Genomic DNA, 15,107 nt, shown 5'->3' with positions numbered 1-15,107 from the left:
CATGGGTGGGGGGAGTTGCGGGGGTGGTTACCACGCCCCCAGCGCGAGGACGTGGTCTTCTCCGGCGACGAGGTCGAGCGGCCGTGTACCGGAGGAAGTCCTGAGTTCGACGCGGTGCGTACGGGTGGGGCGCAGCACCGCGGTCGCTTCTTGCGGGTTCCAGGTGAGGTCGAGTTCCGCCCCGAACCGGGTGCGGACGCCGAGGAGTTGGCCCTTCGGGTACGCCTTCGGGAGCGCGGGCAGCAGCACCAGGCGGTCCGGGGTCGACTGCACGAGCATCTCGATCAGCACGGCGGGCAGGGTGTGGGCGGCGTCGGCGTTGTAGACGTCGCGGTTCGGGTAGTGCGCGCTCATCAGGGAGACGTGGAAGAAGTCGCCCTTGAGGACCTGGCCGAGGGCGTGGGCGACCCGTTCGCCGTCGCGCAGCCGGGCGGCGACCAGGGCGTGGTGCAGATGGCCGTGCGCGGAGTCGTTCTCGGCGCCGCGCAGTTCGAGGGCCCGGTGGGCGGCCGCCGCGAGGTCCGGGGTGTCGTACGGGTTGATCTCGTCGAGCGGCCAGACGCCGTAGAGGTGGCTGAGGTGACGGTGGTCGTAGGTGTCGTCCAGGCCGGGCCAGGCCCATTCGGCCAGGGCGCCGTCGGCGTTGATCCGGTGGGGCGGAAGCCGGTCGGCCAGGGCACGCCAGCGGTCGGCCTCGGGGGTGCCCGGGTGGTACTCGGCCGCCGTCTGCAGCGCGTGCCGGGCGGCCGAGAGGTCCATGGCCGCGTTGATGGCGCCCCAACTGGCGTTCGCGGGGCGGTTCTCGGGCGAGTAGGAGGGCAGGACGACCAGGCGGCCGTCCTTGTCGGTCCGGTCGAGGAAGTCCTCGTAGAACAGGGCGACTTGGGCGAGTGCGTGGGCGGTGCGGGGGTCGCGGGCGCCGTCCGTCTCGTCGTGGTCGACCAGCGGTTTGAGCAGCCAGTCGGCGCCCGCCGTCCACAGGTGCAGGGGGTATTCACGGTTGAAGTGGTACGTCAGCCCGGACTCGCCGTCGGTGTGGGCGGGGGCGACGATGCCGCGAGCCCCGAAGACGGCGCGGGCGTTCTCGGCCCAGTCGGGAAGCTGACGCTCAATCAGGGAGGCATGGGCTTGCGTGACTTCGGGAAGCGCGGCGGCCGCTGCGGACGCGGTCTGGAGGTTGAGGTTGGCGTCGTTGGTGAACGCCCCCGACCACGCGGTGTCCCAGTCGCCGGTCCACAGGCCGACCAGGCGGGGCGGGAACAGGCCGCTCGCGGAGAGCAGGTGGTAGCGGCCTGCGGCGAAGAGGCGCTCCAGGAGGGCCGTGCTGTCGGGGTGCTCCAGCAACTCCGAGCCGGGCAGGGCGCGCTCTGCGGGGTCGGCGTCCAGGTCGAGGGTGACGCGCTCGTAGGCGGTGCGGTGCAGGGCGGTGTGGCGGTCCAGGAGGAGGGTGTACGGGTCCTCGCCGGCCGGCAGCAGTTCGCGCAGGGCGCGGGCGTGGGGTGTCGTGTCCAGCTCGCCGGTGTGCCGCAGCACCCTGGTCAGCAGCAGGACCGACTCCGCGCCCGCGACCCGTGCACCGGGGGGCGTGAGCGTCGTACGGCCGCCCGTGACCACGACGAGCGTCACCCCGGTGTACGCCGTGTCGCTGCCGGGGTAGCGGACGCGCAGGGTGAGCAGGGCACCCTCGGGGGTGAGGACCGCGCCGTCGCCGACGGCGAGGCCCAGGGGTGCTCCCGGGAGGCGGTGGTCCAGGGCGATGTCGAGGTGGGCTGCCGTGATGTGCTGGACGATCACGTCGTCGGCGCGGGACACGAAGACCCGGCTGCTCCAGCCCTCGCAGACCGACTTCACCACGCCGGTGGTGAAGTCGACGGAGCGGCGGTAGCGGCGCGGCTCCTCGCCGGACGGTCTGCGCAGCCGTACCTGGAAGGCGGGATGGAAGGGCTGGACCCACTGCAGGTCGCGTCCGTCGGTGAAGGTCTCGGCGGCATGCAGCTCGCCCGCGAGCAGCTGGTCCTGGAGGAGCGGTAGTCGGTCGGCGAGGCGGGGCGGACGGGCACTCTCGCCGCCGTTGGGGCGGACGAGGGTGTGGTGGGTGGCGACGACCCGTTCGTCGTTCGGTTCACCGAACACGAGTGCGCCGTGGTGGCCGTTGCCGCTCAGGAAGCCGTCCTCCCAGCGGGTGGCGGGGGCGGATTCCCAGGTTCCGTGGACGATGTTCATGGGCGCAACACCATCACGCCATACCGGCCGAGGGTGACCTCGCCCTCCACGGTCGCGTCCGTCAGCAGGTCGACGTGGGTGCCCGGCACCTGCACGGTGACCGACTCCCGGCCATGGTTGAGCACGAAGAGCAGGTCGCCGCGGCGGACCGCCTCGACCCGGTCGGGCAGGCCGTCGAGGACGGGGCGGGCGCCCGCGTCGGCCGCGATCCGGGCCAGCAGGACGCGCAGCGCGTGCGGCTCGGGGAGCGTGGAGACGTACCAGGCGCGGCCCGTGCGCAGCACGGCAGGCAGGCCGTCGAGCTCGCCGTCCTTGTACCTGGCCTCGACCGAGGCGTCCTCGGCGGTCTCGATCTCCTCCGACCACAGGGTCCCGCGGAAGCCGTCGGTCTCGGCGGTCTCGTCCGCGTCCAGCGGCCACCACTCGTGCAGCGTGCGGATGCCGAACAGCGCGCGCAGGCGGGGGTCCATGCCGCCGGGGCGCACCCGGTCGTCCTCGTCGGCGACACCGGTCAGGAACCCGCAGACGAGGGTGCCGCCGCCGTTGACGTACGCGAGGAGGTTGTCGACCGCCGCGTCCGTGAGGGCGTACAGCTGGGGGACCACGACCAGCTTGTAGGCGGTGAGGTCGTGTTCGGGGTGGGCGAAGTCGGTGGTGAGGTGGGCCTGCCACAGGGCGCGGTGCCAGGTGGTCAGGACCTGGGTGTAGTCGACCTGCGTCGAGAGCCGTCCCTCGTGGGCGCCGGCCCACCAGGAGTGCCAGTCGTGCAGGATCGCGATGTCGCTGCGGCTGTGACTGCCCGTCACCTCCTCGCCGATCCGGGTGAGTTCGGCGCCGAGCTGCCTGACCTCCTGGTACGTACGCCCCTGCGGCCCCGCATGGCTGACCATCCCGGAGTGGAACTTCTCCGCGCCCTGCCGGGACTGGCGCCACTGGAAGTAGCAGACGGCGTCGGCGCCGCGGGCCACGGCCTGGAGGGACCACAGGCGGTTGAGGCCTTGCGGCTTGGGGTGGTTGACGCCGCGCCAGTTGACCGGGCCCGCCGCCTGCTCCATCAGCATCCAGGGGCCGCGGGCCTGCGAACGGGTCATGTCCTGGACGAGGGCGCCGTGCTGTGCACCGAAGGGATCACGCGGGTCGGGATAGAGGTCGACGGAGACGACGTCCTCCTCCTGCGCCCACCGCCAGGCGTCCTGTCCGGCCCACAGCGGCATGAAGTTGGTGGTGACCGGGATGTGGGAGGGGCTGTGCCGGCGGACGATGTCCCGCTCGGCGATGTAGCACTCCAGGAGCATGTCGGAGGTGAAGCGTTTGAAGTCCAGCACCTGGGCGGGGTTCTTCAGGTAGTGGGCGTGGCGGGGCGGCATGATCTCGGCCCAGTCGCTGTAGCCCTGGCTCCAGAAGGCGGTGCCCCAGGCGGAGTTGAGGGCGTCGAGCGTGCCGTACTTCGTCTGCAGCCAGCGGCGGAAGCGGGCGGCGGCCTCGTCGCCCCAGTCGTAGGTGCAGTACTCGTTGTTGATGTGCCACATGGTGAGGGCGGGGTGGCCGCCGTATCGGGCGGCGAGGTCCTCGGTGATGGCGGCGGCGTAGCGGCGGTAGGCGGCGCTGGAGTGGGAGAAGTGCTGGCGGCCGCCCCACCATTCGGTGCGGCCGTCCTCGTCGCGGGGCAGGGTCTCGGGGTGCAGTCGGCCGAGCCAGGGCGGCGGCGAGGAGGTGGGGGTGGCGAGCACGACACCGATGCCGCCCGCGTGCATGAGGTCCATCAGCCGGTCGAGCCAGCCGAACTCCCGCTCCCCCGGTCGGGGTTCGAGCCGGGCCCAGGAGAAGACACCGAGGGTGACCGAGTTGACGCCGGCTTCGCGCATGAGCCGTACGTCCTCGGTCCAGGTCTCCTCGGGCCACTGCTCGGGGTTGTAGTCGCCGCCGAAGAGGATGCGGCCGCGGGTCGCGTCGCTCAGCGCGGGCATCAGACGGCCTCCCCGTACTGGATCCCGCGCCCGTTGGTGGCGAGGTAGACGCGACCGTGGATCCGCGGGTCACCGACGATGACCTCGCCGATGTACCCCCACTGGTGCCGGTCGTCGTTGATCCGCACCCAGCTCTTCGCGCCGTCGTCGGAGCGGTAGACGGCGGTGATCGTGCCGACGGCCCCGACCTGGTAGATCGCCGGGTAGCCCGCGCCGTCGGCCGCCTTCCCGAAACCGAGGGTGAACGAGGCCGAGCAACTGTCGACCTTCGAGAAGCCGACGCCTCCGTCGGTGGACCGGTGGAGCCCGTTCCCCTTGGTGCTCAACCACAGATCACCGCGTCTGCCCGGCGCCGCGACCAGCTTGAACTGACTGTCACCGGAGGGCAGTCCGCTCGCACGCTTCGTGAACGTTAGGCCACTGTCAGTGCTGGCAAGTAGCGTTCCTGTGTCGGTGTCGTACGCGTAGAAGAGCGTCGGGTCGGCCGGGTCGGCGACCGGCGTGGCGCCCTTCGGGAAGGAGGAGATCTCGGTCCAGGTGGCGCCGTTGTCCGCCGAGCGGTGGGCCGCGTACTTCGTGCCGTCCCAGTGCACGAAGGACCACAGGAGCACGCTGCCGTCGGCGTTGGTGGCGATGGGCCCCGGTGCGTCGTGGGCGATGGAGGGCTGGGCCGCGAAGGGCGCCCAGGTCCGCCCGCCGTCGTTCGAGTATGCGCCGTTGCCGTGGTCGCCCCAGCCGGTGCGCACGACGTACTCCGGCCTGCCCGCGGCCTGCGCGAGTCCCGTCGCCGACCCGAACACGGGGTTCGACGCCATGCCGCGCGAGGGCGAGGCGGTGAGCCGCTCGTGGTACATCACGCCGATGTCTCCGGACCCGCTCAGCAGGTGCGCCTCCCCGACCGGGGGCGACACCAGCTGCCGCACGGACGTCTCCTCCAGTCCGCGGATCTGCGGGGCCCAGTGGGTGAGGTCGTGCGTGCCGTAGAGCGTGGCGCCGGTGCCGTAGACGATATGCCGGGAGTCGTACGGGTCGACGCCCACGGCCTGGATCCACCACCCGAACTTGGGCTTGTCGGCACCCCACTTGAGGAAAGGAGTCTCGGACACGTCGAACACAGCAGCGTCCTTGAGGGACGTCCAGGTACGGCCGCCGTCGGTGGTCCGGTACAGGGTGTCGATGTCCGCCCACCGGTTGTTGGTGGAGACGACGACGGTGCCTGGGCGGCGGGCGTCGACGGCGACACCGCCGTAGCCGAAGGTGTCGGCGGAGCCGTCACTCGTGGTGCCGCCGGGTTTCACCGGGGTGACCTCGGTCCATTTCCCGCTGCCGACGGCCAGCTTGTGCACACTGCCGTCGGACTGGCCGTTGGGCCCGGGCGCGTTGGCGTACGTCACGTACAGCTCGCGGGTGAGGCAGTCGTACGCGGCCCGGATCGGCACCTTGGCGGAGGTTCCGGCGGGCCTGCCGGGCACGGCTTCCCACGTGCTCCCGTCGAGGGTGCGGTAGAGGTTCGGGGTGCTGCCGTCGGAATCGCCCCAGCCGGCATGGACGGCACGCCCGACGGCGACGAGCAGGGTGACCCCCTGCCCGCTCGCGCTCGGAACCCCCGGGAAGCCGCTCGCCGCCGCCCAGGTGGCGCCGCGATCGGTCGACTTGAGCAGCCCGTCGTGCCGCGTCCCCAACCACAGGACGTCACTGTCCCGCGGGTCGACGAGCAGCCGCTCCCCCGCACCCCGCCCGTCCTCGTTGGCCCCGAGCTTCACGGTCAGGTCGGTACGGGACCAGGTGGCACCCCGGTCCTCGGAACGCAGAACGGCCCCGTTCCCTGCCCAGGACTGGGCGTAGGTGCCGAGAGCGAGGTACAGCCGGTTCGGGTGCACGGGGTCGACAGCGATCGCCTCGACACCGAGCAGATTCCAGTCGTCCCAGCCGAGGTGGTCGATCAACGGGACCCAGCGGGCTGCCCGGTCGTCCCAGCGGTAGGCGCCGCCGATGTCGGTACGGGCGTAGGCGAGCCCGCGCACGGAGGGGTGGAAGAGCACACCGGTGACGAAGCCCGTGCCGCCGATCACGGCGTTGCGCCAGCGGTAGGCGGTTGCGGGCACCTCCGCCTCGGCGGCGTGCGCGCGCCCCTGCGCGGCGGGAACGGCGGTGAGCGCGGCGGCGGCCGCGGTCCCGGCAAGAACGGCACGTCTACTCAAACCGGACGCGAGCATGACACATACCTCGTTCTGAAAAAATGGGGGGGGAGTTCGACAACAGAGGGGGCGCGAGGAGGCTTTTTAGGGGCGCGGGGCTGTGTCGATTTGCGGCTCCGCCGCGTGGGCGACAAGCCACGAACTACCCGCAGCCGCGAACGAACCGAATCACCGGCCCAATAGGCGCCCGGTCAGCCCTTCACCGCACCGGTGAGCATCCCCTTCTTGAAATGCCGCTGCACGAACGGCGACAACACGGCCACCGGCAACAACGCCATCACCATGACCGCCATCTGAATGGCCAGCCCCGACAACTGCCCGGTCCTGATGGCCTGTCCCAGACCCACCGGCTGCTGCTGCCTCTGCACAAGCTGGATCATGACGTTCTGCAACGGCATCTTGTCCTGGTCGTTCAGATAGAGCGACGCGTTGAACCAGGCGCTCCAGTACCCGACGGCGTAGAACAGCGTGATCACCGCGAGGACGGCCCGCGACAGCGGCATGACGATCGTCCACAGGATCCGGAAGTCCCCGGCTCCGTCGATGCGGGCGCTGTCGATGAGTTCCTGCGAGATCTCCGTGAAGAACCCGCGCAGCACAAGGATGTTGAAGACGCTGATCGCGCTGGGAAGGATCAGCGCGAGATACGTGTCCGTCAGTCCGAGGGACTGCACGAGCAGATACGTGGGGATGAGGCCGGCGCTGAAGAACATGGTGGCCAGCAGTGTCATCAGGATCCAGCGGTGCCCCAGCGAGCCGCTGCGGGACAGGCCGTAGGCGCACAGGACGGACACCGTCATCGAGAACAGCGTGCCGACCAGGGTGATGAGGATGCTGATGACCGTGGCCCGGGTGACCTGGCCGCCGCTGAGCAACTCCCTGTAGGCGATGAAGGTGAGGCCCTTGGGCACGATCACCAGTCCGCCCGCCTCGTCGATCGTCTTGCGTGAGGAGAGGCTGGTGACCATCACGATCCACAGCGGGAAGAGGACCGCCAGGCAGGCGAAGGCCAGGACCAGGCCCTTGCCCGCGAGGCCGGCCTTCGAGGGCTCCTCCTCCCAGGCCGGGCGCTCGGGTGCGGAGGCCCACCGGAACGGCTTGCTCGCGGGTTTGTCGACGACGGTGGTCACTTCTTGTAAACCCCCTGCTCGCCCAAGAGATGGGCCACCTTGTTCGCGGCCAGGACGAGGCCGATGCTGACCACGCCCTTGATCAGACCGGCGGCGGCCGCGTAGCCGAAGTCCTGGTTGTGCACGCCGTTCCACCACACGAAGGTGTCGAGGATCTCGCCGGCGTCCGGCCCGACGGCGTCACGTTGCAGCAGGATCTGTTCGAACCCGACGGTCAGGGCGTCACCGACGCGCAGCACGAGGAGCAGGGCGATCACCGGGCGCAGGGCGGGCAGCGTGACGTGCCACATGCGGCGCCAGCGGCCCGCGCCGTCCATCGCGGCGGCTTCGTAGAGGTCCTGCGAGACCGAGGCCAGCGCGGCGAGGAAGACGATGATCCCCCACCCCGCGTCCTTCCACACGCTCTGCGCGGTGACCAGGAAGGGGAATGTGTTCGGGTCGGTCATGATGTCGATGCCGTTGTACCCGTGCTGGCGCAGCAGTTGGGAGAGCATGCCCGCGCCGCCGAACATCTGCTGGAAGACGGCGATGACCAGCACCCAGGAGAAGAAGTGCGGCAGGTAGAGCACGGCCTGCGCGACCGCCCGCACCCGGGGCCGGACCACGCTGTTGATGAGCAGCGCGAGCAGGATCGGGATCGGGAAGAACAGCAGGAGCTGGACGAAGAACAGCACGAACGTGTTCTGGACGGCGTTCCAGAAGGCGGAGTCCGCGAAGATCTCCTGGAAGTTCTCCAGGCCCACGAAGGGGCTGTGAAGTATGGAGACGATGCCGTTGTCGCTGACGTAGGGGTCGTAGTCCTGGAAGGCGACCACATTGCCCAGGATCGGCAGGTAATTGAAGACCAGAACCAGCACGATGGCCGGCAGCGTCATGAGGATCAGGGTGCGGTCGCGTCTGAACCTGAGCCGGAAGCCCAGCTTGCCCGGGCCGCGTCGGGCCTCCCGGGCGCCGGTGGCGTCGGGGGACGCCACCGGGGCCTTCACCGGCGTGCTGGCCTCGGCGCTGCTCCGAGGCACCGTGCTGTGGGACACGGCTGTTCTCCTTGCCTCAGAGCCTGATCAGCTCGCCGCCGAGCCGTTCTCGTCGAGAAGCTTCTTGTACCAGTCGCGCAGCCGGTCCCCGCCCCGCTTCTTCCAGTCGGAGACGGCCTGCTGCATGTCGCTTATCTTCTTGTGGCCGCGGACGATGTCGTCCTCCAGCTGTTCGAAGTTGTCGGAGAGGTTGGTGTAGCGGTTGGGCTCGGCGATCTGCAGGCCCCAGAAGGACGACTTCCTGGTGAAGGCGCCCATCCGCTGTTCCCACTCGACCATGGCCCTGGTGACGTCCGGGAAGTCGGGGTGGGCGATGGTCGGGGCGGGGCTCGCGACCATGACGTAGGCGTTGACGACCTCGTTGTTGCCCTTGTCGTTCTTGACGGGCACACCGTTCTTGATGGTGTAGTGCGTGCCCTCGACGCCGTAGTTGGTCATCATCCACTCCTTGGTGCCGTACGGCGCCGCGGTGACGTTGGCGACGGCCAGCGCGTCGCGGATGACGGACTCGGAGGCCTTCTTGTTGACGAAGGCGAAGATGCCGGCCGGGTTCGCGGCCCACAGCGTCGGGTTACCGCCGTCGTGGTTCCAGATGTCCATGCCCCAGACCTTGAAGCCGGGATTCTGGGTGGCCTGGGACGCCTGCTGCCCATACCAGTTGACGAGGTTGTTGTTCCAGATCAGGAACTCGCCCTTGGCGAACAGGGGGGCCGGGTCGCCGATCTGGCTCTTGCCCAGCTTGAACTGGGGATGGACGTATCCGGCGGCCATCAGCTTGCGCGCCCACTCCAGCGCTTCCAGGTACTCCGGGGTCTCGATGCGGTAGATCAGCTTGCCGTCGACCAGGTTCCAGCCGAGCGGCTTCTCCGCGCCGCTGAACACACCGAAGTTGTTGAACGCGGTCCACTTCATGTCACCGCAGGCCCACCGCTTGGCCCTGGGGTTGGTGATCTCCTTGCACAGGGCCATGAAGTCGTCGTTGGACTTCGGGACCTCGTAGCCCTCCTTGTCGAAGATGTCCCGGCGGTAAAGAGGCGCGATGTTCGCGGCGGTCTCGGTGGGCATGGGCAGGCCCCTCAGCTTGCCGCCGAAGATGGAGCGCTGCCAGGCCTCGCTGGGGATCGCCGCGAGGTTCGGGTACTCCTTGACCTTGTCCCCGGTCAGATAGGGGCCGAGATCGGCGAACTTGCCCGCAATGGCGCTGGGTATGCGGCCGGTCATGTTCCAGCCGGGGATCACCACCACGTCCGGAATATCGCTGGAGGCGAGGACCGCACCGAGCTTCTGGTCGTAGGTGTTGCCGTCCTGGTTCTGCCACTGGACGTCGACGCCGATCATGGCGTTGGCCGCCGTGTAGTACGCGCAGTTCCCCTTGGGGGGTGAGCCCCAGAACGGCGACATGATGGTGACCTTGCCGCCCTTGCCGAGCTTCTTCGTCACCGAGGTCTTGAGGGTGTCGACGTCGAGCTTGCTGGTGAAGCCCATCGCCGAGCCGTTCTTGGACGGGATGTCCGGCGTCACCACGTTGCTGGCCACATAGGCCGGGAGGATCTTCTTCGCGTTCTTGCCCGACGTGGTGCCCCCGCCCGACCCGCTGTCCGATCCCCCGCAGGCGGCAAGCAACGGCATCCCCCCGGCCACCGCTGCGGTGGCGATCGCCGTCGAGGCAAGGAAGCTTCTCCGGCTGGGTCCGGAGGAGGCGGAAGCGGCGTTCGGCGTCATTGCGTCAACCCTTCGTGGCGCACCAGGACACCCGGCGGTGGGCCGTCGGCTGCGGTGTCTCGAGTGGAACTGGCTGAGCTGAAGCGATTCTTCGACCCGTGCATGCTGGAGCTGCATTCTGATAGTCGAAGCGCTTCGATGTTGCTGTGAGGTTAAGTGAACGCCTGGGGGTGCACAAGGGTCGGTTCCAAGATTCCTGCGACCCCTCACACACGACGCTTTCTTATGTGCCGCAAGAAGTAACCGTGACCGTCTCTTGACACCGTCCCTTCGTCGAAAGAGCATCGAAGCGCTTCGAAAGCGCTCCGCCGCTCCATCGCAAGGGGACCCCCACGTGACCGCACAGACGCCGCCCACGCCGCCGTTCCGCGATCCGCAACTGCCGTTCGCGAAGCGCATCGACGACCTGCTTCAGCGGCTGACGCTGGACGAGAAGATCTCCTTCCTGCACCAGTTCGCGCCCGCGGTGGAGCGTCTCGGCATCGACGCCTTCCGTACCGGGCAGGAGGCGCTGCACGGCGTCGCCTGGATGGGCCCGGCGACCGTCTTCCCGCAGGCCGTCGGCCTCGGCGCCACCTGGAACACGGACCTCGTACGCCGCGTCGGCGAGGCGGTCTCCAAGGAGACCCGCGCCATGCGCGCCCGCGACGACCGCGTCGGCCTCAACATCTGGTCGCCCACGGTGAACCTGCTCCGGCACCCCCTGTGGGGCCGCAACGAGGAGGGCTACTCCGAGGACCCGAAGCTCACCTCGGCCATCGCCGTCGCCTACACCCGCGGCCTGCGCGGCGATCACCCGACGTACTGGCGCACGGCGCCGGTCCTCAAGCACTGGCTGGCCCACAACAACGAGACGGACCGGGCGACCTCCTCCTCCTCGGTCCGCCCACGCGTCCTGCACGAGTACGACCTGCGCGCCTTCCGCGAGGCGGTCGAGGCCGGCGCGGTGGCAGGTGTGATGCCGGCGTACAACCTGGTCAACGGCCGTCCCAACCACGTGTCCCCGCATCTGCGCGAGCACCTGCGCAGCTGGACGGACGAGGACCTGCTGGTCTGCTCGGACGCGGCCGCGCCCTCCAACCTGGTCGACCTGGAGCACTACTTCGAGACCCACGAGGAGGGGACGGCGGCCGCACTCCGCGCCGGCGTCGACAGCTTCACCGACCACGGCACCGACAGCTCGCAGATCGTCGGGCGCGTCAAGAAGGCCTACGAGCAGGGCCTGCTGACCGAGGCCGACATCGACACGGCGGTCCGCCGCCAGCTCTCCGTCCGCTTCCGGCTGGGCGAGTTCGACCCGCTCTACGACCCGCATGCCGGCACCGGGGACTTCGACACCCCGGCCCACCGCGCGCTCGCCCAGGAGGCGGCCGAGCAGGCGGTCGTGCTCCTGAAGAACGACGGCCTGCTGCCGCTGCCCCCCGACACCCGCGTGGCCGTGGTGGGTCTCCTCGCCGACGAGTGCAAACTCGACTGGTACAGCGGCACCCTGATCCACCGCTCCACCCCGCTGGAGGGCCTGTACGAGCGGTTCGGCGCCGAGCGAGTGGAGTTCGCGGAGGGCGTGGACCGGGTGCTCCTGAAGACGTCCACCGGTACGTTCCTGCACGTCTCCGAGGCCGCCGACGCCGCCGACGAGGTGCGCGGCGCCCAGGGCGCCCTGGACCCCGCCCTGCTCGCGGGCCGCACGGACCTGCCCCCGCTCACCGCCGACCCCATGGGCACCGAGTTCGCGCTGGTCGACTGGGGCGAGGGCATCCTCACCCTGCGCGCCCCCGACGGCCGCTACCTCTCGGTGGCCGACGACGGCTACGTACGCGCCTCCGCGGACCAGCCCGGCGGCTGGATCGTCCAGGAGACGTTCCGCCTGGAACCCCACGAGAACGGTCACCTCCTCAGGCACGTCGGTACGGGTCGCCACGTCTCTGTCGCCGCCGACGGAGTAAAGGTTGCCGACGGAAATCCGGAACTCGAGGCGAAGCCGGAGATCTTCGAGATCATCGTGACCGAACGCGCCGAGGACGCAGTGACGCAGGTCACTGCGCGCGCGGACGTCGTGCTGGTGGTCGCCGGCAACGACCCGCACATCAACGGCCGCGAGACCGAGGACCGCACGACGCTGCGGCTGCCCGCCCACCAGGAGCGCATCCTGCGCGCCGCCCGCGCCGCCAACCCCCGCACGGTGCTGGCGCTGGTCTCCGCGTATCCGTACGCGGTCGCGACCGGCGCCCTCCCGGCGGTGCTGTGGACCGCGCACGGCGGCCAGGCAGCGGGCACCGCCCTGGCCCGCGTGCTGGCCGGCGACGTCTCCCCCGCGGGCCGCCTTCCGCAGACCTGGTACGAGGACGACGCCGACCTGCCCGACCTGTTCGACTACGACGTGATCGGCGGCCGCCAGACGTACCTGTACTTCGAGGGGACACCGCTCTTCCCGTTCGGACACGGCCTGTCGTACGCGACCTTCACCTACGCCGATCTCGCGGTGCGGGCCGACGACGAGGCGGTGCACATCTCCTTCACGGTCACCAACACCGGCGACCTCACCGCCGACGAGGTCGCGCAGCTCTACACGCGCGCCGCGGAACCCACGGTGACACGCCCCCGCCGCGAGCTGCTCGCCCACCGCCGGATCACCCTCGCCCCCGGCGCCCGGGAGGAACTGTCCTTCGAAGTCCCGTTGTCCGCCTTCGAGTTCTGGGACGTGGCCCGGGGCGCCTGGCGCCTTGAACCGGGCCCCTACGACGTGCTGGTGGGCGCCTCCAGTGAGGACATCCGACTGCGGACGACGGTCGTCCTGGACGGCGAGCCCCACTCCCCGCGCGCCGTGCTCCAACACGGCCTGGACGCCGCAGACTTCGACGAGCAGAGCGGCGTCGCGATCGTCGACCGTACGAGGATGTCGGGCGACGCCGTGACAGCCGCGGCGGGCCGGAGCGCCGAACTGGTCTATCGGGACTGCGACTTCGGGGACGGCGTGACGGAGGTGACGGTCTCCGTGGCGGGCGAGGGCGTCATTGAGGTCTCCCTGGACGGCGGCGCACTGCTCGCCGCACTGACACCGGACCCCGCGACCACCTCGGACGACCCGTACGCCTACACCACACTCGAGGCCGGCCTCGTCGCCGAGGGCGTGCACGACGTACACATCAGGCTGCGCGGCCCACTGCGGCTCGCGCATGTCGGCTTCTCCGGTTGAGGGTCCGGACAAGGCCGACGTGAAGAAGGGGCCCGGCACCGGAAGGCAGCAGTGCCGGGCCCCTTCGGGGAGCCTATATGAAAATGGTTCCCATTAGCTAGAGGGTTGCGTCAGCGGGATGGGGTCTACAGCGCGAGGCCCGTGAGGACCAGCACCCGCTCGTACGTGTAGTCGTCCATCGCGAACTTCACGCCCTCGCGGCCCACACCGGACTGCTTGGCACCGCCGTACGGCATCTGGTCGGCGCGGTAGGAGGGGACGTCACCGATGACCACGCCGCCCACCTCCAGCGCACGATGTGCCCGGAAGGCGACCTGGACGTCGTGCGTGAACACGCCTGCCTGGAGGCCGTACTTGGAGGAGTTGACGGCCGCGAAGGCCTCGGCCTCGCCGTCCACCTTCTGCACGGTCAGGACGGGTCCGAAGACCTCCTCGCAGGAGATCGTCGTGTCGGCGGGTACGTCGGTGAGGACGGTCGGCGCGTAGGAGGCGCCGTCGCGGTCGCCGCCCGTGAGCAGGGTCGCCCCGGCCTCGACGGCCTCCTTCACCCACGACTCGACACGCTTGGCCGCGTCCTCGCTGACCAGCGGGCCGACGTCGGTCTTGTCGTCGCCCGGGTCGCCGGTGACCTGGGCCTCGACGGCGGCGACGATGCGGGGCAGCAGCCGGTCGTACACCGACGCGTCCGCGATGACCCGCTGCACGGAGATGCAGGACTGGCCGCCCTGGTAGTTGGAGAAGGTGGCGATGCGGGTGGCGGCCCAGTCGAGGTCGGCGTCGGAGGCGTAGTCACCGAGGACGACGGCCGCGCCGTTGCCGCCCAGCTCCAGGGTGCAGTGCTTGCGCGGTACCGAGTCCATGATCGCGTAGCCGACCTTCTCGGAACCGGTGAAGGAGATGACCGGCAGGCGCTCGTCCTGGACCAGGGCGGGCATCTTGTCGTTGGCGACCGGGAGGATGCTCCAGGAGCCGGCCGGGAGGTCGGTCTCGGCGAGCAGGTCACCGATGATCAGGCCGGAGAGCGGGGTGGCCGGCGCCGGCTTCAGGATGATCGGCGCGCCGGCCGCGATCGCCGGGGCGATCTTGTGGGCGCACAGGTTGAGCGGGAAGTTGAAGGGCGCGATGCCGAGGACGACGCCCTTGGGGAAGCGTCGGGTGAGGGCGAGACGGCCCTGGCCGCCGGCGTCGGTGTCGAGGCGCTGGGCCTCGCCGCCGTTGAAACGGCGGGCCTCTTCGGCGGCGAACCGGAAGACGGAGACTGCGCGGCCGACCTCGCCGCGGGCCCACTTGATCGGCTTGCCGTTCTCGGCGGAGATCAGCTGGGCGATCTCCTCGGTGCGCTCGGCGAGCCTGCGGCTGACGTGGTCGAGGGCGGCGGCGCGGACGTGGGCCGGGGTGGCGGCGAAGTCCTCGCGGACGGCGTGGGCGGCGGCGACGGCCTCCTCGACCTGGGCGTCGCTCGGCACGCTCACCTTGCCGACAAGGCGGCCGTCCCAGGGGGAGGTGACGTCGAAGGTGTCCTCGCCCGTGGCCTGGCGGCCGGCGAGCCAGAAGGCGGTCGTGGAAGTCATGTGGGTCCCGGCCCTTCCGCGTTCGGGGGTGTGCAGGGTGGTCGGGGTCCACGGTAGGGCGGTGGG

The 15,107-nt window shown here is 70.1% G+C and carries 8 protein-coding genes; 1 reads left to right on the top strand and 7 read right to left on the bottom strand.

All coding sequences use genetic code 11. The annotated features are described in order from the left end of the window. Window positions 1-27: 27 nt before the first annotated feature. The 6 genes from IH68_RS0138045 to IH68_RS0138020 form a co-directional block, all read right to left on the bottom strand. Window positions 28-2,223, bottom strand: coding sequence for a glycosyl hydrolase family 95 catalytic domain-containing protein (locus tag IH68_RS0138045; RefSeq protein ID WP_030944881.1), 2,196 nt, complete (start codon window positions 2,221-2,223; stop codon window positions 28-30). Beyond that, window positions 2,220-4,190, bottom strand: a complete 1,971-nt coding sequence (locus IH68_RS0138040; protein WP_030944879.1) for a beta-galactosidase — start codon at window positions 4,188-4,190, stop codon at window positions 2,220-2,222. Before IH68_RS0138040 ends, IH68_RS0138045 begins: the two co-directional genes overlap by 4 nt. Then, a complete protein-coding gene (locus tag IH68_RS0138035) occupies window positions 4,190-6,406 on the bottom strand; it encodes a sialidase family protein (protein ID WP_030944877.1) in 2,217 nt (738 codons plus the stop codon). The genes IH68_RS0138040 and IH68_RS0138035 overlap by 1 nt, the downstream gene beginning before the upstream one ends. Window positions 6,407-6,579: 173 nt before the next feature. After that, on the bottom strand, window positions 6,580-7,518 hold the full coding sequence (locus IH68_RS0138030; RefSeq protein WP_030944874.1) for a carbohydrate ABC transporter permease: 939 nt from the start codon (window positions 7,516-7,518) through the stop codon (window positions 6,580-6,582). Then, window positions 7,515-8,552 carry an ABC transporter permease gene (locus tag IH68_RS0138025; RefSeq protein ID WP_030944871.1) on the bottom strand — a complete coding sequence of 346 codons (1,038 nt, stop codon included), beginning with the start codon at window positions 8,550-8,552 and terminating at the stop codon, window positions 7,515-7,517. Before IH68_RS0138025 ends, IH68_RS0138030 begins: the two co-directional genes overlap by 4 nt. Window positions 8,553-8,579: 27 nt before the next feature. Next, window positions 8,580-10,274, bottom strand: coding sequence for an extracellular solute-binding protein (locus tag IH68_RS0138020; RefSeq protein WP_030944867.1), 1,695 nt, complete (start codon window positions 10,272-10,274; stop codon window positions 8,580-8,582). Window positions 10,275-10,608: 334 nt separating this feature from the next. On the opposite strand from IH68_RS0138020, the gene IH68_RS0138015 reads away from it, so the two are divergent. Then, window positions 10,609-13,470, top strand: a complete 2,862-nt coding sequence (locus IH68_RS0138015) for a glycoside hydrolase family 3 C-terminal domain-containing protein (RefSeq protein WP_030944864.1) — start codon at window positions 10,609-10,611, stop codon at window positions 13,468-13,470. 125 nt (window positions 13,471-13,595) lie between these two features. Here the strand turns inward: IH68_RS0138015 and IH68_RS0138010 are convergent, their stop codons facing one another. Beyond that, entirely contained in the window at window positions 13,596-15,041 is a 1,446-nt protein-coding gene (locus IH68_RS0138010) for an aldehyde dehydrogenase family protein (protein WP_030944861.1), read from the bottom strand. Window positions 15,042-15,107: the final 66 nt, after the last annotated feature.

Source organism: Streptomyces sp. NRRL S-646, assembly GCF_000720765.1.
Taxonomy (GTDB): domain Bacteria; phylum Actinomycetota; class Actinomycetes; order Streptomycetales; family Streptomycetaceae; genus Streptomyces.
Note: the sequence above shows the minus strand (reverse complement) of the source record. Positions and strands in the feature narration are given on the sequence as shown.

Coding starts and splice junctions, on each gene's coding strand:
- IH68_RS0138045 (WP_030944881.1), bottom strand. CDS start 2,223: ATGAACATCGTCCACGGAACCTGGGAATCCGCCCCCGCCACCCGCTGG.
- IH68_RS0138040 (WP_030944879.1), bottom strand. CDS start 4,190: ATGCCCGCGCTGAGCGACGCGACCCGCGGCCGCATCCTCTTCGGCGGC.
- IH68_RS0138035 (WP_030944877.1), bottom strand. CDS start 6,406: ATGCTCGCGTCCGGTTTGAGTAGACGTGCCGTTCTTGCCGGGACCGCG.
- IH68_RS0138020 (WP_030944867.1), bottom strand. CDS start 10,274: ATGACGCCGAACGCCGCTTCCGCCTCCTCCGGACCCAGCCGGAGAAGC.
- IH68_RS0138010 (WP_030944861.1), bottom strand. CDS start 15,041: ATGACTTCCACGACCGCCTTCTGGCTCGCCGGCCGCCAGGCCACGGGC.